The following is an 18,090-nucleotide window of genomic DNA, read 5'->3' as shown; positions in this document are numbered from 1 at the left end:
CGCTAGTTCCTTTCCAGGCTATCTACCAAGTTGCTAGCAAATTGATATGCTGACGGCAATCCGCCGAACATCCAAAAGGGAGGTGTAGATATTGCTGTTCCATTCTTGATACTAGGAATATAGCCCCATAATCCGGAGTTATGATTTTGGGGGTTAAAGTTATTGTACGCCCCTGGTTTTTTGATAATCACAAGCTGGGCATCTATATTTATAAGTTCATCAGTGGTCACAACCGAAAAACCCCATCGGCTTGTTGGTTTATTCCAAGCATTAGTAATTCCAAGCTTTTCTAGCATTGTGTGAACAAGACTACCTTCGCCAAAAACCCTAACATGTCTGTCATCTAGTATATAAATGATCAGTAGGGGAGAAATGAAGTTTTCTAATCTTTCTTTAAGGTTGTCAATTTTTGCCTCATACTCATTAAGCAGCTCCTCATGTGAGAGATGTGTATTAGCAGATGCCGATACTTCTTGAGTAAGCAATACTAGACCTTCCCAAGTACTCACACTTCTGTCATGTTGTGGTAAAGTTAACGTTGTAAAACGCTGTGCTATTCGCTCATCTAGTCTGAAGTATTCTTCTGTTAAGAATAGATGAGGAGAAAGCTGAGCTATGAGTTCTAAATTAGGTTGCTGAATCAAACCAATATTTTTAACTTCTGTTGGCAAATTATCATGCCCCCAGGTTTCATAGTCTTCAGTCATGGCGATAGCTTGTGGGGGGCTATCCAAGGCAATTAAAGTTTCAGCCAACGTCCAACTATTTGTGATGATGGAAGGGGCGTGGGCGTGAACAGGGGTAGGGAAGTATAAAACTATAGCTATATATATCGCCACTACGCGGCACAGTGCTTTGTGGTGATGAATACCATAGCTTTGATTGATTTTTATGTAATATAGGTATGCTTTTTTCATCGTTTTTCCATCGCTAGATATACTGGTGTTAGGTGATATTTTCCGTTCTTTCCGAGTGGGCTATATACCTCTTTGCAGAGCCGATTAAGCGAAGGGTAGGTTCCAAGGGATAGCTAGTAGCATTCAACTTTCTGCCTCAGCATCTCTAGGTAGACTAAGCTTCGGTGAGTAGGTGAAAAGCTAGACCAGCCAAATCACTCAGAGATAGATCCATTCCAGAATCGTGCGCTGGAAAGGCGTTGGATGTATGCAGATGAGGAGCCTCATTCACTAAATCAAGCGTTTCTACCAATGTTTCAGCGAAACGCATGGCAGAGGGGAGGCCTCCCAGAGTCCAGTAATTGACTGGAAGGTAGATAGTATTGCTACTGCGAAGACGTAACAACGCCTGCCATAGTCCGCCACGGTTGAGGCGATCACCAATGCTGTCAGTATAATGAGGGCTCTTCAAAACAACCAATCTACCTTCAATGGCAGGTAGTTCATCGATACTAACGACAGAAACACCTACATGGTTTGTTGGTTGATTCCAGGCATTAGTAAGGCCGAGCTGATCTAAGACACCCTGAAGCAGACTATTTCCTCCATATATCCAGACATGTCGATCATCCCTAAATTGGATAATAAGAAGGGGGGCTTGTTCTTCAGAAAGCTTATGGCTGAGCCTACTAAGTTGTTGTTCATATTCGAGGATAAGACGCTTTGCATGTTCTTGACGCCCCAGTCGCTCCGCTAAAGCCAGAGTGAAGTCTTGCACTGCCTGCCAAGGGTCGCCCGTAATCGGAAATAGGGAGATATTTTCTGTGGGCGCGATATGCGATAGTTTTTCATTCGGACGTGTAAGACCCCCTATTATTAGTGAAGGGTTTAGGTGTGACATCAGCTCAAGGTTTGGCATCGAGCCAAAGCCAAGATCTATAGCATCATATGTGATAAGCCCGTTATTTGCCCACTCGTTATAAGTTTCCAGTTGCGTTACGCCTAGCGGGCCAATATCCAGCATACTCAGGGTTTCTGAAACAGCCCAGTCGAAAGTGGCAATGGGTTGCCTTTCGCCAGCATATGCAATGCTGCAGAATGTAAGAAACGCTAGTACTGTCGTGAAAAACTTCATGTGTCGCGCCTTAGAGACATGTATCATGACTGCCATGGGTTAAGGTGTTAAGTTAAAAGGATAATCCACCGATGCCGGTGCCTAGACATGCATTAGAAAATATTATCTTTTGGCAGTAATGTTCTTTGTTAAAATACCCAGCCCTAAATAGATAGGGCTGGGTAAACATCTGATGCGAAAGTTTTAAATATTGCTATGCTGATGCTTTAGAAATCATATTTTAATGTCAAGTTTGCGCTACGTGGAGCGCCGTACGCTAACTGCCCGAACCAAGCACCACTGTTGGTGTAATACTTCTCATCAAATAGATTGTTTACATTCAATTGAGCGCTTAATTCCGGTGTCATCTGATATCTGGCCATTAGGTGAGTAAGCGCATAACTACCCTGTTTTACTTCTTCACTATTTCCCAAAGGGTTGGTTACCATTGTGTAGTTGGAACTTTGCCAATTGAAACCACCGCCAAGGGTTAAATCATTTAGTTGATAGGTAGTGAACAAGGTCGCGGTACGACGAGGTTGAGCGGTATTTACTGCTGAGCCATCAGAATCTTCAGCCTGGAACTGTGACCACCCGAACATAAGATTCCAATCATCGGTAATAGCACCTGACACTTCAAACTCATAGCCGATACTGGTAGTGCCTTCCGCAGCATATGAGGCCTGGTTAGTGGTTCCAGGAACCAAATATCCCGTATCGGGCTGTGCCAAGTTATCCTGGTCAATACGAAATACTGATAGCATGGCGTTCAAACGCCCTTCAAAATACTCCGCTTTAATGCCGGTTTCATAGTTTTTACCTTCAAGTGGGTCAAGATAATTGCCATTTCTATCCTGCGCGTCCTGAGGATTGAAAATATCTGTATAGCTAACGTAAGCTGAATAGACATTATTAATATCGTAGATTAAGCCGGCATAGGGTGTGACTACCTGATGATGATTAAACTCATAGAAGTCACCATTTGTTTTTATGCCTTCAGTTTCCCAATTGGTAATGCGACTACCCAGGATAAGTGTCAGTGGGTCAGTCAGTGATAAGCGTAAAGCTCCATAACCACCAAGTTGTTCAGTTTCTTTTCTTGTATAGGATGTTTTTGGGCCCCACCCAGGGTCTGGATAAGAGCCATCCCATTCATAGAAATTTCCGACTGGTGGTGCACTCAGTGGATTCCGCCGCTCAGAGGTAAAGTCCTGCTTACTGTGCATCAGACCTACAGTCACCTCATGGTCGCGACCAGAAAATGCAAATGGCAGGTTACCATAGATATCGATATTATCCTGCTCTCGTTCAAATTCGTACCAAGCCGGAAACGCCCCCATTCCAAGGCCGGTTTGCCTATCTGGAGCACCGTACAAATAGACTAATGGTAAATCAGCATGATTAATATTGTTGCTATAAGCTGCGTAAAGTGATGCGCCTGAATCAAAATTGTGCTCGAGGTTGACGAAGTAATTAGTGACTTCAGAATCCCATCTTGTCCAGTCTGCGCCGACCGTTTTAGAGCGAGACCAATCTGTTCTTTCTCCATTACTAAACCAAACAGGCAAACCACCCCAAGTTGAGCCTGTGGGCCTGTTTTGCTGTTGGCTGATACCAATGTTCATCAATGTATTATCAGTGAGATCGGCAGCTAAAGTGCCATAAAGCACAGATTTTTCATTTTCCAGCGAATCAACAAAAGAACCTTCTTCAAGATAGCTGCCAACGACGCGACCACGCACTGTTCCAGCTTCATTTAACGGCGTCGAAATATCCACAGTCCCCTGATAGCGATCCCAACTGCCAGCACTGACAGTGGTATGTCCAGTAAACTCCTCACTATCCGCTTTTTTACGCACAAGGTTAATCGCAGCCGAAGGATCTCCCGCACCGGAAGTCAAGCCACTAGCACCGCGCACTACTTCAATACGGTCATAAAGTATGGTGTCCATTTGTGATTCACCAGCGGAATAACCACTTTCCCAAGCTGTGGGTATACCATCAATTTGATAATTATTAATCTCAAATCCACGTGCTGAAAAAACATGTCTTTGGCTATCTTGCTGGGTTGAAGTGAGGCCCGTCGTTGTATTGACCACATCCGCCAGTGATTCCAACTGCATATCATCAATCAGCTGTCGGCTGATAACTGATACTGATTGCGGTGTTTCACGAATGGATAAGCCTAGCCGCGTCGCGGTATTCATTGAGTCAGTTGTGTATGAGCCTGTTCCTTCCGTCGAAGCATCACGCAGGTACTCGCCGGTTACCTGGACGGTGGGTAATGTATTGATCGCTTCGTCGTTTTCTGACTCCTGCGTTGTGGTGCCTTGAGCGAGAGCCGCCGGAGCCGCGAATAGGGTTGCCGCGCAGGCATTGGCAATGGCCACAGTGAGCAGGTGCCTGCGCAGGCCGGTACGAAGTTGGTGCATAGTAATCCCCTTGCATGATATTTTGTATGTTAATAGTAATTGTTATTATTAGCATTATGTTCTGAATTTGTACGCTCTTGCAACACTCTGTTGCTTAAAAAGGTACCTGTGACTAGAGGCGCTGCATTTACCATCCATGCAGCGCCCCATGCGGCGGCAATTAAACATCTGATGGGCTTGGATAGTGACTGAGATGGTGCCGTAGCGCCTTGGCGATATCCGCGCGTACCTGACCGGTTGCTTCGGGCGCGATGCTGCCTAGTCGTGCGAAGTCGTGCACCATACCGGGGTAAACAGTCAGTTGGATATCCACGTTCGCTTGCTGTAAACGGTTCACGTAAGCGATGCCTTCGTCGACCAGGGGATCATGTTCGGCCAGGGCGATAAACGCAGGCGGTAGGTTTTTGAGTTCTGCCGCCTCCAACGGCGCAAAGCGCCAGTCGTGGCGCTCCTCATCGCTATTGAGATAGTGGCCAAACATCCACTGCAGGGTGTCTGCTTCTAGCAGGTAGCCTTGTGCGTATCGGCGGTGAGACTCGCTGTCCTGCCAGGCACTGGTGCAGGGGTAGAGCAAAATCTGGCAGCGTGGAGGGTGCCAACCATTATCACGCGCTGACATGCAAAGAGCCGTGGCGAGGGTGCCGCCTACACTGTCACCACCGACGGCGATACGTGATGTATTGATGCCCATCTCTTCTCCATGCTTCAGCAACCAGCAATAGGCATCTTCAGCATCGTGAAAAGCCGTCGGAAACTTGTGCTCGGGGGCCAGGCGATAGTCGACAGCCAGCACTGTGTAGCCAGCCGCCTGAGCGATGCTTTGGCAGAGTGAATCGTGGGAGTCCAGGCTGCCCAGTAGGTAGCCGCCGCCATGGAAGTAGAGCAGGGTGGGCGATAAAGACTCCTCGCCTTGGTAGCGGCGTAGTTCTATACGGTGTCCATCTCGGCAGGTGATACTCAGGGACGTTGCATCGTTAGCTATTGGCTCATCAAGCATCTGTGATGATGCCTCGTAGGCAGCGCGTGCCTGTTCTGGTGAGAGCGAGTGGAAAGGCGGATTGCCGCTATCGGCGATCAGGTCTAAGAAAGCGGCGACATCAGGATGTAAGGACATAATGGGCGTAAGTCTCGGTATTAAGGGCCGCTCTAGGAGAACGGCCATGCGTTGATAGTGCTTGGTTAGTCCGTGCTTACTAGCGATGGAATTGATGCCTCTGAATGGGCCGCTGGTAGCGCCTCATTAAGTACTTCACAAATCTCACTTGTCCGCGCCGCCAAAATCGACAGCAGGGTATCGCTCAAACCATGGGTGGGTTCGCAGCTGCCTTGCAGGAAAATAGCCGGTTTGAACTCAGGCTTGGTGTAAAGCTGATAGTGGCGGTTGACGGCAAAATCAGGCAGGTAGTCCGCAACGGGGGCCAGTAGCCGTTTATGGGTATCGCGTACATAGCCGGTGGCTAACACCACGGCGTCGTAGCGGGTGATATCCGTATGGCCAGTCTCCAAATCACGCACGTTTAGCTCAACGCCTTCTGGGCCTGCTTGACTGCCGATAACCTCATGACGGCGACGGAAGCGGTGGCGGGCCTGGCCGGTCACTTTTTGCTGATAGAACACATCGTAAATTTCCTGAATCAGCGCCAAGTCAGGGGCAGAGTAGTTGGTGCTTTTGTACTCCTGCAGCAATGCTTCCCGCTGGCCGGTGGGGTTGTTGAACACGTAGTCGGTGTATTCGGGATTGAATATCTCGTTGACGAAGGGGCTGTCGTCCGAGGGCTTAAAGGCCCATGCCCGGCTAATAAGATCCACCTGAATACCTTCGCGGTTGTGCAGATCAAGGAATATCTCAGCGGCACTCTGGCCCGCACCGATTACAGCGATGCGTTTGGGGGCGTCTTGCTTCGCTAGCTCCCGGAGGTAGTGGCTGGAGTGGAAGACCCGCGGGTCGTCTTTTAGCTCAGCGAAGCATTCAGGCACATTGGGCGCGCCGCCTACGCTGACCACCAGTGAACGGGTGAGCCTTTCCTGTACTGCGCCACTTTCATCCCTTGAGCGAACGCGTAGGTAGGCGACCTCGTCATTGTCAGTTTCGGGCAGTACTTCAAACACATCCTCTCCGTAGGCGCACTGGTGTTCAAAGTGGCTGGCCGTCCAGCTTAGGTAGTCATTGAATTCGTGGCGGCTAGGGAAGAAGGTCTGCAGGTTGATAAAGTCCTGTAGGCGGCCTTTGCTGTGGAGGTAATTGAGGAAGCTGAAACGGCTGCCTGGGTTACGCGGTGTGACCAGGTCTTTGAGGAAAGAGATCTGCATATGGGCATTTTCCAGCAGCATATGCGGGTGCCAGGCAAAGCAGGGCTGGCGCTCAATAAACAAGGCATCCCGTGCTTGCCCTGAGTGGCGTTGCTCGTCGAGGGCAATGGCCAGAGCAATGTTGGAGGGGCCGAAGCCGATGCCGATCAAGTCGTGAATATGCATAAGAGTCCTCGTGGCTGATGTGTCTATAGGTTGAAGCGTGGGTCGGGTCGTGGCGCTGACCCCGGGTGCGGAGGCAGCGGTATCCAACTGCGCTCGTTAAAAAAGTGTTCGCGTAGCTGCATGCCGAGCATGGCCCGCTTATGGGGGAAATCGAACGCCTTAACATGCGCGTAACCGCACTGGGCAAGGTTTCGCAGCATCTTGGCGTTGTCCACGCGGGGCTCGATCACCAGGCGCTGGGTGCGGCAGTCGTCCAGAAACAGGTAGTGCGAGATAGAGGGCATCCAGGCCGCCACATAAGGCCGCCCGCGAAAAGCAGCTTCGCCGATCAGTACGTGCCAGCCGCGATCAAAGTCATCGGCAGCGTAATAAGCGCCGATGCGATCCTCCTTGGCCCAGTAGGTTTCGAAGTAGCCGAAGGGTTCGCCGTCAATACAGCCGATCAGCGGCACAACGCTGGGATTTTGCAGCGTGCTCTCCAGCCGTTCGCGGTGCTGTTGCAGGTCACCTTGTTCTTCCCAGAAGTGAGCGACGACCGGGTCGTTCATCCAGCGGCTAAAGCGTTCAAGGTCGAGTTCCAGGTCAAGGACGCGAAAACTCAGAGTGGCATTCAGCCAGGGAATATGGCGCTGATAGACCGTGCCGCTGGGGCGCGGCGGGCGGCGTGGATGTCGCTTGCCGTTCTCCAAAATGGGTTGCTGCGGGTAGGCACGCATGGAGGGGGAGGTGAGCCAAAGGGTTGGCAACTGCCAAAATAGCTCTGCGTAGGCCCAGAGTTCTCCATGGCTATCTTTAACGGCGATGCCGGCTGCACACAGGTTGGCATGCACAACAGTGGGTAGCTGAAGGTGTAGTGCAACAGTGGCTGGGTAACAGGCAAAAGCTCCTTCGATAGCCGCAAGTAACGCTGGGAGAGGTGGCGCGGAGCGCTGTGGCCAGCGCAGCGTCAAGTGGTTGCTATCGTCAACCAATGACCATTCAAGACGTTCTTGATCACCCTTAACGAGCAGTGACTGCGTGGTGGAATCACCCATGACTTGATAGCCGTAGCCCTCAGGCCGTGAGAGCAGAGAGGTTTCCGCGGGGCTTTCATAGGGTACGTCTACCTGTGTTTGTGCCTGGACAGAACTGGACACCGCAAAGCTCCTATCAATAAGAACGAATCACAAAAACGAATCGAAAAAAAACAATGAAAAAACAGCCGTAAAAATCACCTGCCACGGGGCGGCGTTACTGACTTCCTTATCTAAGGACGAATGAGAATGAGGCTTGTTTACATAAAAATTGATTAACTTTTTGCGGGAGTGATTCGTCTTTAGAGGTAGCTGCCGGTTTTCAATTGCTTTCCAATCGCTTTCCAACGAGGTGAATGTGCTTTCCTATCTGTTTCGTCGAACCCGCGGGCTGATGACCGCCGCCGCGCTGGCCAGTATTCTCTCGGGGCTTTTCAGCGTGCTGCTGATTGCCCAAATTAATGCTGCGTTGACCAGCGATGCCGCCAGCCGCGCCGCTACTCATGCCAACCCTGCCTGGGCCTTCGCGGGCATTGCCGTGGCGTTGATGGTCTGTCGAATGGTGTCGACGGCACTGTTTGAGCGATTGGGGCAGCGTGCCCTGGCGGAGTTACGCAGTTTCGTCGCCCAGTGCGTGGCCAAGACCCCCTTTGCTCACTTCGAGCGTGTGGGCAGTGCGCGGATCCAATCGGCGCTCACCGAGCACAGCAACAATGTGGCGGTACTGTTCGTTAGCTTGCCGGTGATTTTGACCAATACGGTTATCGTGGTGGGGTGCTTGGGCTACCTGGCGATGCTGTCATGGCAGGTGTTCTTGTTTGCACTGGGGGTGATTGGGTTGGGCGCTGTCGGCTATCATCTGGTGCACTTACGCGCTATTCACTATCTCCAGAGTGCCTCGTCAGAGCAGGATCGCTTGTTTGGTCATTTCCGTGCGCTTACCGATGGGGCGAAAGAGCTGCGGCTGCACCAGCGCAAGAGCCGGGTCTTTATGGATCAGATACTGGGGGAGTCGGTTGAAGGCGTGCGGCGGCTGCGCACCTATGGCATGTCGCTGTTCGTGATCTCGACCAGCTGGGGGCAGTTCCTGATGTATGCCTTCATCGGCCTGGTGTTGTTTGTATTGGCGGGGGATGGGCCTAATCAAACCCAGGTAATGACCGGCTTTGCCCTGGTGTTTGTGTTTATGGTGACGCCCCTGGAAGGGTTGCTGATCAATATTCCGCGGATCAATATGGCGCGGGTAGCCGCTAGCCGAATTGATGACATCACCCGCGAGATGCCCCAGGGGCAGGAGAGGCAAACATCACCTCAGTTGCCTGATTTTCAACGGCTTGAATTGCGTGACGTCACCCACCAGTACTACCACGAGCAGAGCGATGATTTCTTTGAACTAGGGCCGATTAATTTAAGCTTTACGCCGGGGGAAGTGGTGTTCCTGGTTGGGGGTAACGGCAGCGGCAAAACCACGCTGGCCAAAGTGGTGGTGGGACTTTATCCGCCGGATGGTGGCGAGGTGTCGCTCAATGGCGAACCTGTCGAGGCGGATGGCTGGGATGCCTACCGGCAGCTCTTCTCGGTCGTCTTTTCTGACTTCTATCTTTTCGAGCGCCTGCTGGAAGCACCGCGGGAAGATCTCGACGAAGAGGGCAACCGCCTGCTGGCCAAGCTGCATCTGCAGCACAAGGTACGGGTTGAAAACGGTGCCTTCACCACTCAGGCGCTCTCTCAGGGGCAGCGCAAGCGCCTGGCGTTGGTAGTGGCCTACCTGGAGGATCGGCCTTTCCTGGTGTTTGACGAATGGGCGGCGGATCAGGATCCGTTATTCAAAGAGGTGTTCTATTGCGAGGTGTTGCCCGAGCTGAAACGCATGGGCAAGGCAGTGCTGGTCATCACCCACGATGATCGCTACTTTCACCTCGCGGATCGGTTGGTGCGACTGGAAAGTGGGAAGCTGTTGGCGCCAGAGCAGGTGGGTGGTGAACAGCCAACTAGTGCGGAGGTGGTTTCTACGGCGGCCAATTGATTCGGTCAAGATGCCTTGAAATCAGGAGGCGGAGAGCGTCTGGGGAAGATGCCAAATCAGCGCGTTAGGATTTTGTCCATTCGCTTTGTTTGTGATCTTTATGAACAGAGTCTGATACCTCATTTTGCAGTGCAAAATCCGAAGCCTCTGATATCTTTGCCCAAAGTCTAGGTCCAGCAACTTTGCTTTTTTATGGGTCGTGTACGATCTTTTGATCAGGGAGTAATCAAAATAGTCTGGTGTGCTTTTCAGACTTAGTTACAGCGGCTTCGGATCTCTTTTCAAGAATGCAGTATCGCTAAGGAAAAATAATAATAAATCTGCACGATAGTACACTCTATAAAATCTTTAATTCCTCAACACTGCCCAATATTAATTGGAGAATCTAGCCACTTAAATCGCTCCAGCCATAATTGATACTTGTCAGTCTTCTATGACTATCGCGACAATAATAATTAGAATGAGGTTACACATGAGAATAACAGAGCAACACAGTCGCTTTGGCCATCTTCCTTTCGCGGGCACCTGCGCTGTAATTGCCACTGTGTTCATAGTGGGAAGTGCACAGGCCCAGCAAAGCGACTTCCCCGATGAGCCTATTGAAATTGGTTTCGCAGCGCACAGCATCGACTTGGGTGCCATATTTGGGCAGTTGCGGGAAGGGTTTCGTGAGCACCTTGACGAAGCTGGGCTCGAATATGAGTTCTATCAGGCTGCTCCTGATACGCCCTCAAATCATGCTCAAATGGTACAGAACCTTGAAAACTTTGCCTCTCAGGAGCTGGACTACGTGCTGATGGGGCCAACCTCTCTGGATCTTAATGAGCCTGGGCTAATGGCTATCGCCGACTCCGGTGCCAAACTGCTGATGACTGACTATGAACGCCCCGAGGGCGGTGTTCCTTATGATGATGCAGTGTTGAACTGGGTCGTCTATAGCCATGATGAAATGGGTTATAAGACAGGCGACTGGTTAATGCATCACTTGCGTGGTGAAGGCAACTTCAACCCCAAGATCGTTATGCTTTGGGGGCCCGCTGACTCTGAGATCTCGGAGGCACGCGGCCAAGGGGTATTGCGTGCCTTCGAAGAGGCTGAAGACATTGATGTTGAAATCGTTTATGAAGCGTATGCGGACTTTGACCGTGATCTTGCCTATACGCAGACCGAGCGTGCCCTGGCCGCCTATGATTTCGATGCCATCGTGGCTCTTAATAGCTATATGTCTGTATCAGCTAGCTCAGCCTTGATCGCCAACGGATTGGAACCGGGTGAGATTATTGTCGGCGGCATGGGAGGCACGATTGCAGAGCTGGAAGGCGTGGCACTGGGTGAGATAGGCGTAGCCCCCTTCAGAGACCCTCGCTCAATGGGGCGTGCCTCGGCAGAGGCCTTGTTGCAACACCTGACGGGTAATGAAGACCAGATCCAGAAGACGGTCTATTCCGACATTCCTGTCACTGAATCCGTCTACTCTATTGCTCAGTTCGTGCCTTTAGAGATGTTCGACGTCAACGCTTTTCTGCGTGACTACCACGGTCAATGAAAAGTGGCCGGAACCTTTTTTATCGATCCGGCTTGGGTGAGGTGTCGTCTTCTCAGGGAGTGTCCTGCAACTCGTGCAGGATGATGAACGAGATATTTTAGGGGTTATGGATTCTATGGATACTGCTGTTTCTCCCTTGCTTTCTCTACAGGATCTGAGGAAATCATACGGTGCTATTGAGGCGGCAAGGGGAGTCTCTTTCGATATTTTCCCCAATGAAGTGGTCGCCATGGTGGGTGATAATGGTGCTGGCAAGTCCACTATCGTCAAGATGCTGTCTGGCGTTGTGAAGCCAGATGGCGGGCAGCTCTTCTGGCAGGGTAAACCGTTTCATCCCAGCGGGCCCGATGCAGTGCGTGACGCAGGTATCGAGACCATGTTTCAGGACCTGGCGCTGGTGAACGATGTCGATGCACCTGGCAACCTGTTTATGGGGCAGGAGCCAATGAAGCGGTGGCTAGGGTTTCTGCCGATACTCGATCGCAAGAAAATGCGTCTCGAGACCGAGCGTTTACTGGATCAGATCAAGATCAAACTGCAATCGGTGGATCGTCCAGTGCGACTGATGTCGGGTGGGCAGCGCCAGGCAATCGCAATTGCACGTATCCTTCTCTCCGCCAAGGCTCAATTGATGATTATGGATGAGCCAACGGCGGCCTTAGGCATCCAAGAGCAAGCCAAGGTGCTTAATGTCATCAGAAACCTGCATGCTCAAGGTCTTTCGATCCTGGTTATCAGTCATAACCTGGAGCATGTCTTTTCCATTGCCAACCGTATCGTGGTTGTACAGGGAGGACGTATCGCGGCCAGCGTAGCCACCGATGAGGTCAGCCAACAAGATGTCGTCCAACTGATCATGGGAGGACGCCTGCAATGATGAGTCTAAAAAGTAAGGCCAATGATACAGGGATGGCTAAGCAAAAAGGGTCACAGGCTTCCCTGCTCGATAAAATCAACCCGCTCATCATTGTGATCGTTTTTCTTTATATTGGTATCACCCTGTTGAGTGACCGGTTTCTCGATATTGGCAATCAAATGAATATTCTGCGACAGGTGGCGGTGTATTTGATAATCGCCCTGGGAATGACATTTGTCATTGCAAGTCGTGGAATAGACCTCTCTGTCGGTTCGAACTTGGGTCTCTGTGCCATGGTGCTTGGTACATTGATCGAAGCAGGCACGCCGGTCGCTATTGCAATGGTGCTAGTCGTCGGACTGGGCACCTTGATAGGCGCTTTCAACGGTCTGGTCATTACACGCTTTCGGATCAATCCCCTGATCGTCACGCTGGGCATGCTGGTTGCTCTGCGTGGCGCTACTCACTTTTTCATGGGGGGATCAATCATTCGGATGCCGGAGTCTTTGAGGTTCATCGGTCAGGGGTTCATTGGTTTCGTACCGGTTCCAGCGATTATTGCTCTGACAGCGACAGCTTTCGCCTACTGGTTGTTTTTCCACACCCGTTTCGGTCGCCACACTGTCTCGATAGGCTCGAATGAAGAAGCCTGTCAAGTTCTGGGTATTCATGTGAACCGGCACAAGGTGGCTGTCTATGCCTTTCAAGGCGCGTGTGTCGGCCTGGCGGCGGCGATTATCGTGGGCCGCCTTAATGCGGCATCACCCAGCCTTGGTAATCTCTATGAATTGCACATCATTGCCGCTGTGGTGCTGGGTGGAACGGCCCTTTATGGCGGTGTAGGAACCATTGGAGGTACCTTGTTGGGCATCCTGACCATCGGGGTTCTCGAAAATGGGATGGTGCTCATTGGGGCTGATTTTCACCTGCAGCGCGTGCTACTTGGCTTCCTGTTGATATTCGCGGTGGCCTACCAGGAACACCGCCGCCGGGTCATTGATACCCGGGCATTTTCTAGAATAAAAGAGGCCGAAGAGTAAGGTCTTTATAAGTGGTGCAATATCACGTCGTACATCATGCTGATGAGAACTTAGCCGTTTTTATCATGGGGACTGGGTCGACAGAACTGACGTTTTCAGTGGGCTGATTTTTAGCGCGGAGATTCGTCAGTTCCTTAGCCATCACTTACTCCCATCATCCGCGCCAACACCTTGTCCTTGAGCCAGAACCTGTGAACCAGTGCCATTACTATATGGCCGATGACTAACCCACATAGAAGCCACGAGAGTGGGCCGTGAAGGAGGTCGGCGGGTGCGATCATCCAGGTGATGTCGCGCTCGGCTTCGGGCAGTAGCTCCATGCCATAAAAGCGCAGCGCGCCGCCGCGGCCATACTGGCGCAGAACGGCGAAAGCGGGTAGCCACAACAGCAGCGCATAAAAGGTGATATGCACAAGGCGCGCCATGCGCCCACCCCATCCAGGCGGCTGGGATGGGCGCTGCTTGCGGTTGATCCATGCCCAGCCAAGGCGTGCCAGGGTCACGATCAGAATCAGAAAACCTAACGAGCCATGAGGCCCGATGTTCGCCAAAAATAGCGTAATCGTGTTTTCGCCCATCCCTCCCCAAGCCAGCAACACAGTAAATTGCAGCGTGACCAGCGCGGCAGTCAGCCAGTGCAGCGCACGGCTTATGCGTCCGTAGTGGCTGGGGCTGTCTCGCCAGCCAATAGGTGTTTGAGCTAGTGTGCTTATGTGATCACTGTTTAGCGCTGTGCTGTTTGCCGCTCCTTTAACCATCGGCCTTGCCTTGGCGCCAGTAGCCCATGCTGGTGACGTACTGTTTGGGCAGCCCGCATTCGTTGACCAAATAGCGGCGCAGCTTCATGGCGACCTTGGTTTCAGCGGCAATCCAGGCATAGAAGGGCGCGCTGTCGTCCAGGGTGGCGGATTCCCAGAGTGGGCCGTCCTCATCGTCGCTTTCGTCGTTGATCGTGGCACTGGTAGTCGCGCTGGTAGTAGCGTCAGCAAGCGTGCCGCCTAGCGCTTGAATTTCCCTGTGCAAATCGATATCGCGCAGCGCTCTCATCAGCAGCTCCCCGTGTTGGCAGCCGGGCTCGGCATCTCGGGCCAACCAGTGCAGTTTGGCGGCTTGGGGCAGCGGCTGAACATCGTCACTGCGGGGCACTTCGAACAGCGCTTCGACTCTGGGTTTTAAAGGCAGGCCATCGAGGGTTTCCAGAATGCCAGCGGCAGCGGGGAGGGCGGTTTCATCGGCGATGATGAGGATCCGGCGCACGTTCTGTGGTGGCTTCCACTCATAGCCCAGTTTTGGGCCTTCCGCATTGGCGACGGGGGCTGTCATGGCAAGGCGGTCGCCGGGGCGGGCGCGCATTGCCCAGCGTGAGGCGGGGCCATTGTCGCCATGGAGTACGAACTCTACATCCACCTCGGCTTTTTCCGGGCGAAGGGCGCGGATGGTGTAAGTGCGCGCAGAGGGCCGCTGGGCGTCAGGTAGGGCGCGGTAGGCGCCGTACCAGTCGTGCTCTTCCAGCTTGGCGATCTCGAACAACGGGTCGAGACTGCCACCGCCCTCGGGGAAGAACAGCTTGACGCGCTGATCCGGGGCGTAGGTCGCCATGTGGCCAACGTCTGGGCCGGTAAAGGTGAACCTGACGAGCGAGGCGCTGACTTGAGTGCGCCGGGCGAGGGTGATATCGAAAAGCTGGTAGCTCGGTTTGGCTGCCATGGTGGTGTCTCCTTTACGTGTGCATAAATCAAGGAGTCAATTGTAGTGCTAATTATTATCATTTAGAATCGTTGTCAATAATTCAATTATCAACCTCACGAACATAGTAAGGCTAAGACAATGATTCTGCTGCCTATCACGTCCCGCTTTGCGAACGACACGGTCACCACAAAAGGGGGCCTGCTATGCTAGGTGCCGCGCAAGTTGCCCAACGAGTGGGAGGCATGTCGCCCGCGAAAGCCTGCCTGTTGCTTAGCCTGCCGATGGTGGTGCTATTTTGGATTGGCCTGCAGGGGCAGGGCGGTTTTGCTCTGGGCCTAAAGGCGTTAGTGGCGCCTTCCTTTGAGAACGTTGATGAGCTGCTGCTCTACTACGCTTGGTGGCCGCGCCTCTCGATCGCGCTGCTCGCCGGGGGCGGTTTGGGTCTGGCGGGTGTGCTCATGCAGCAGGTGCTGCGCAACCCCTTGGCTTCGCCCACGACCCTGGGGGTGGCATCAGGCGCTAATTTGGCGCTGATGACCGCCACCTTGCTGGCGCCGGGGCTATTGGTAGCGGGTCGCGAATGGGTCGCCTTGGTGGGCGGCGCGCTGGCAGTGGGGCTGGTTTTCTTGCTCTCCTGGCGGCGCGGTTTGGCCCCTATTGTGGTGGTGCTATCGGGTCTGGTCGTCAATTTGTACCTGGGGGCGCTCTCCACCGCGCTGCTGCTGTTTAACCACGAGGCGCTCTCGGGGCTGCTGATTTGGGGCGCTGGCTCGCTGGCACAAAATGGCTGGGATGGCGTGGCGATTCTCTGGCCACGGCTAGCGATTAGCTGTGTGGCCGCCTGGTTTCTGCTGCGCCCTCTGGCGGTGCTGGAGCTGGACGACGCCAGCGCCAAGAGCCTCGGCGTCTCGCTTGCCTATCTGCGTTTTGCGGGCATGGGGTTGGCGGTGTTTATCACCGGCAGCATCGTCAGCGTGGTGGGCATCATCGGCTTTATCGGTCTGGCCGCGCCCAATATTGTGCGCATGGCCGGGGCGCGCCGATTAGGACCGCGGTTGTTGTGGTCGGCGCTACTTGGGGCTGTGCTGCTGACCACCACGGATCTGCTGCTCCAGCATTTCGGTGGTATGGTGGCGGCCTTTATTCCGACCGGAGCGATTACCGGTGCCCTGGGGGCGCCGCTGTTAATGTGGCTGATTCCGCGCCTGAAACTCCAGGGCGACCAGCCGCCTAAAGGGGCGGGGGTTTTCGCCCATCGCCATCCGGCGCCTTCGCGTTTGGCGACGGGTTTAATCCTCGCGCTATTGGGCGCCACGCTGCTTGGGCTGCTCGTAGGCCAGGGTGTTGATGGCTGGTACTTGTTGTCGCCGGATAACTGGAACGTGATGCAGTGGCGCATGCCGCGGGTGATGGCGGCTGCCGCCAGCGGGTTGATGCTGGCGATTGCCGGGACGATTCTCCAGCGCCTTTCCGCCAACCCCATGGCCAGCCCCGAAGTCTTGGGTATCAGCGGTGGTTGTGCCATTGCGCTGATTCTGGGGATTTTCCTGCTGCCCGCACCCACCAATATGATGCTGATTGGCGTCGGCACTCTGGGGGCTTTCGCGACGCTGGTGGTGTTGGTGGGTATCAACCGCAAGAGCGGTTATCTCCCCGAGCGTTTGCTGCTCACCGGGGTGGCTGTCAGCGCGCTGTTTGATGCGGTGCGCAGCGTGATGCTGGCGGGTGGCGATCCGCGCGGTCAGCAGGTGATCGCCTGGCTGGCGGGCTCTACCTACTATGTGGATATCACCAACGCCGTTGTCGTCGGCGGTATTGCCGCCGTACTGGCACTGGTCACGCTGCCGTTTACCCGTTGGCTGGATATCATGCCGTTAGGCGCACCGACGGCCAAAGCGCTTGGGGTAACGCTGAACCGTGCCCGCCTGGCGCTGCTGTTGCTGGTGGCGCTACTCACCGCCTGCGCCACCCTGGTGGTTGGGCCGCTGTCATTTATTGGCTTGTTAGCGCCGCATATGGCGCGTTTGGTGGGCTTCTCCCGGGCAGGGCAGCATCTGCTGGGCGCGGCGTTGATCGGTATGCTGCTGATGGTGCTGGCGGATTGGGTCGGCCGGCAGATTATTTTCCCTTATGAAATACCGGCCGGCTTGGTCGCCTCCCTGATTGGCGGCGCTTACTTTATGTGGGGGCTGCGGCGGCTATGAGCAGTGTGGCGATCAAAACGAGTGAGCTTTCAGCAGCGGTGGATCCTGCGGAGGCGCTGTTAGCGCTCTACCGCCAGCCACCGCTGGATAACCTGAAAGCCCCAGCGTTTGGTCAGCCTGATGAACCGACGCTGGCAGTCTCTGCGTTGCTGGATCGAGACTTCTTAAGTGAGCAACTGGCGCGTTACGGCCGCAGCCACGGTGAAGATGCCGACCGCAAAGCCGTCGCTTCAATCTGGTCGAAGTATCATTTCAGCATTGTCTCGATTCCGACGCTGGTGGCCAATCTGCTCCTCAGTTACGCGTTGCCGGTGGGTATAAACGAACTACGGCTGGCGTTTGGCGATAAAGGTCAGATCGGGCGTATCTGGTTGCCACACGGCGGCTTCCCGCTCTCCTCTCAAGCGCCCCTGGCGCGCTTTACCACGCTGTTTGACGACCACTGTGCGCCACTTATTGAGGCGCTTTCAGCGGTCTCTGGGCTTTCTCCCAAAGTGTTTTGGAGCAACCTTGGCGCCTATGTGGAGTTCGTGGGAAAGACCTGCTCGCGACTCCCGGAATTCAGCGGCGCGGGTGACCCGCTGCTGGATTATCTCAATACCAAGACGCTCCCCGATGGGCGGCGCAACCCGCTTTATCAGCCGGTGCGTTATCTGGAACTAGGCGGTGAGACGCCGACCCGGGTGCGGCGGCTGTGCTGTATCAAATACCGGCTACCCGGCGAGCCGCTTTGCGGTGGCTGCCCGCTAAAACCCGAAAATAAGCCGGTCAAGCGTCGGCGCTAACCTTCGAATCGCCA

General features: G+C 53.6%; 14 protein-coding genes. 6 read left to right on the top strand and 8 right to left on the bottom strand.

Going from position 1 to position 18,090, the window contains the following annotated elements:
- Window positions 1-2: 2 nt before the first annotated feature.
- The 6 genes from QT230_RS04095 to QT230_RS04070 all read right to left on the bottom strand — a co-directional run bounded on the left by QT230_RS04095 (window position 3) and on the right by QT230_RS04070 (window position 8,053).
- Window positions 3-917 (bottom strand): ABC transporter substrate-binding protein, encoded by a 915-nt coding sequence (locus QT230_RS04095; protein WP_308320294.1) that lies wholly within the window; start codon window positions 915-917, stop codon window positions 3-5.
- Window positions 918-1,071: 154 nt separating this feature from the next.
- Entirely contained in the window at window positions 1,072-2,031 is a 960-nt protein-coding gene (locus QT230_RS04090) for an ABC transporter substrate-binding protein (RefSeq protein ID WP_308320293.1), read from the bottom strand.
- A 206-nt stretch (window positions 2,032-2,237) separates the two neighbouring features.
- Window positions 2,238-4,442 carry a TonB-dependent siderophore receptor gene (locus tag QT230_RS04085; protein WP_308320292.1) on the bottom strand — a complete coding sequence of 735 codons (2,205 nt, stop codon included), beginning with the start codon at window positions 4,440-4,442 and terminating at the stop codon, window positions 2,238-2,240.
- A gap of 160 nt (window positions 4,443-4,602) precedes the next feature.
- Complete coding sequence (locus tag QT230_RS04080) at window positions 4,603-5,556, bottom strand: alpha/beta hydrolase (RefSeq protein ID WP_308320291.1); 954 nt, start codon at window positions 5,554-5,556, stop codon at window positions 4,603-4,605.
- 65 nt (window positions 5,557-5,621) lie between these two features.
- Window positions 5,622-6,917: a lysine N(6)-hydroxylase/L-ornithine N(5)-oxygenase family protein gene (locus tag QT230_RS04075; protein ID WP_308320290.1), complete on the bottom strand. Its 1,296-nt coding sequence runs from the start codon at window positions 6,915-6,917 to the stop codon at window positions 5,622-5,624.
- A gap of 23 nt (window positions 6,918-6,940) precedes the next feature.
- Window positions 6,941-8,053: a GNAT family N-acetyltransferase gene (locus tag QT230_RS04070; protein ID WP_308320289.1), complete on the bottom strand. Its 1,113-nt coding sequence runs from the start codon at window positions 8,051-8,053 to the stop codon at window positions 6,941-6,943.
- Between the two features lie 235 nt (window positions 8,054-8,288).
- On the opposite strand from QT230_RS04070, the gene QT230_RS04065 reads away from it, so the two are divergent.
- From QT230_RS04065 to QT230_RS04050, 4 genes are all read left to right on the top strand, one after another.
- Window positions 8,289-9,956: a cyclic peptide export ABC transporter gene (locus QT230_RS04065; protein ID WP_308320287.1), complete on the top strand. Its 1,668-nt coding sequence runs from the start codon at window positions 8,289-8,291 to the stop codon at window positions 9,954-9,956.
- Window positions 9,957-10,428: 472 nt separating this feature from the next.
- Window positions 10,429-11,502, top strand: coding sequence for a sugar ABC transporter substrate-binding protein (locus QT230_RS04060; RefSeq protein WP_308320285.1), 1,074 nt, complete (start codon window positions 10,429-10,431; stop codon window positions 11,500-11,502).
- A 106-nt stretch (window positions 11,503-11,608) separates the two neighbouring features.
- Window positions 11,609-12,379, top strand: coding sequence for an ATP-binding cassette domain-containing protein (locus QT230_RS04055; RefSeq protein WP_308320284.1), 771 nt, complete (start codon window positions 11,609-11,611; stop codon window positions 12,377-12,379).
- Window positions 12,376-13,398 (top strand): ABC transporter permease, encoded by a 1,023-nt coding sequence (locus QT230_RS04050; protein WP_308320283.1) that lies wholly within the window; start codon window positions 12,376-12,378, stop codon window positions 13,396-13,398. The genes QT230_RS04055 and QT230_RS04050 overlap by 4 nt, the downstream gene beginning before the upstream one ends.
- 134 nt (window positions 13,399-13,532) lie before the next feature.
- Here the strand turns inward: QT230_RS04050 and QT230_RS04045 are convergent, their stop codons facing one another.
- Window positions 13,533-14,156 (bottom strand): cytochrome b, encoded by a 624-nt coding sequence (locus QT230_RS04045; protein WP_308320281.1) that lies wholly within the window; start codon window positions 14,154-14,156, stop codon window positions 13,533-13,535.
- Complete coding sequence (locus QT230_RS04040; RefSeq protein ID WP_308320280.1) at window positions 14,149-15,105, bottom strand: siderophore-interacting protein; 957 nt, start codon at window positions 15,103-15,105, stop codon at window positions 14,149-14,151. The genes QT230_RS04045 and QT230_RS04040 overlap by 8 nt, the downstream gene beginning before the upstream one ends.
- 185 nt (window positions 15,106-15,290) lie before the next feature.
- Here QT230_RS04040 and fhuB point away from each other — a divergent pair, with 185 nt between their 5' ends.
- Together fhuB and fhuF are read left to right on the top strand one after the other, a co-directional pair.
- A complete protein-coding gene (fhuB, locus tag QT230_RS04035) occupies window positions 15,291-17,291 on the top strand; it encodes a Fe(3+)-hydroxamate ABC transporter permease FhuB (protein ID WP_308320279.1) in 2,001 nt (666 codons plus the stop codon).
- The gene (gene fhuF / locus QT230_RS04030) at window positions 17,288-18,076 is read left to right on the top strand and encodes a siderophore-iron reductase FhuF (RefSeq protein WP_308320278.1); all 789 of its coding nucleotides are present in this window, start codon (window positions 17,288-17,290) and stop codon (window positions 18,074-18,076) included. Before fhuB ends, fhuF begins: the two co-directional genes overlap by 4 nt.
- Window positions 18,077-18,090: the final 14 nt, after the last annotated feature.

The organism is Halomonas sp. SpR8 (genome assembly GCF_031010195.1).
Taxonomy (GTDB): Bacteria; Pseudomonadota; Gammaproteobacteria; order Pseudomonadales; family Halomonadaceae; genus Vreelandella.
Note: the sequence above shows the minus strand (reverse complement) of the source record. Positions and strands in the feature narration are given on the sequence as shown.

Coding starts and splice junctions, on each gene's coding strand:
- QT230_RS04095 (WP_308320294.1), bottom strand. CDS start 917: ATGAAAAAAGCATACCTATATTACATAAAAATCAATCAAAGCTATGGT.
- QT230_RS04090 (WP_308320293.1), bottom strand. CDS start 2,031: ATGAAGTTTTTCACGACAGTACTAGCGTTTCTTACATTCTGCAGCATT.
- QT230_RS04085 (WP_308320292.1), bottom strand. CDS start 4,442: ATGCACCAACTTCGTACCGGCCTGCGCAGGCACCTGCTCACTGTGGCC.
- QT230_RS04080 (WP_308320291.1), bottom strand. CDS start 5,556: ATGTCCTTACATCCTGATGTCGCCGCTTTCTTAGACCTGATCGCCGAT.
- QT230_RS04075 (WP_308320290.1), bottom strand. CDS start 6,917: ATGCATATTCACGACTTGATCGGCATCGGCTTCGGCCCCTCCAACATT.
- QT230_RS04060 (WP_308320285.1), top strand. CDS start 10,429: ATGAGAATAACAGAGCAACACAGTCGCTTTGGCCATCTTCCTTTCGCG.
- QT230_RS04055 (WP_308320284.1), top strand. CDS start 11,609: ATGGATTCTATGGATACTGCTGTTTCTCCCTTGCTTTCTCTACAGGAT.
- QT230_RS04050 (WP_308320283.1), top strand. CDS start 12,376: ATGATGAGTCTAAAAAGTAAGGCCAATGATACAGGGATGGCTAAGCAA.
- QT230_RS04045 (WP_308320281.1), bottom strand. CDS start 14,156: ATGGTTAAAGGAGCGGCAAACAGCACAGCGCTAAACAGTGATCACATA.
- QT230_RS04040 (WP_308320280.1), bottom strand. CDS start 15,105: ATGGCAGCCAAACCGAGCTACCAGCTTTTCGATATCACCCTCGCCCGG.
- fhuB (WP_308320279.1), top strand. CDS start 15,291: ATGCTAGGTGCCGCGCAAGTTGCCCAACGAGTGGGAGGCATGTCGCCC.
- fhuF (WP_308320278.1), top strand. CDS start 17,288: ATGAGCAGTGTGGCGATCAAAACGAGTGAGCTTTCAGCAGCGGTGGAT.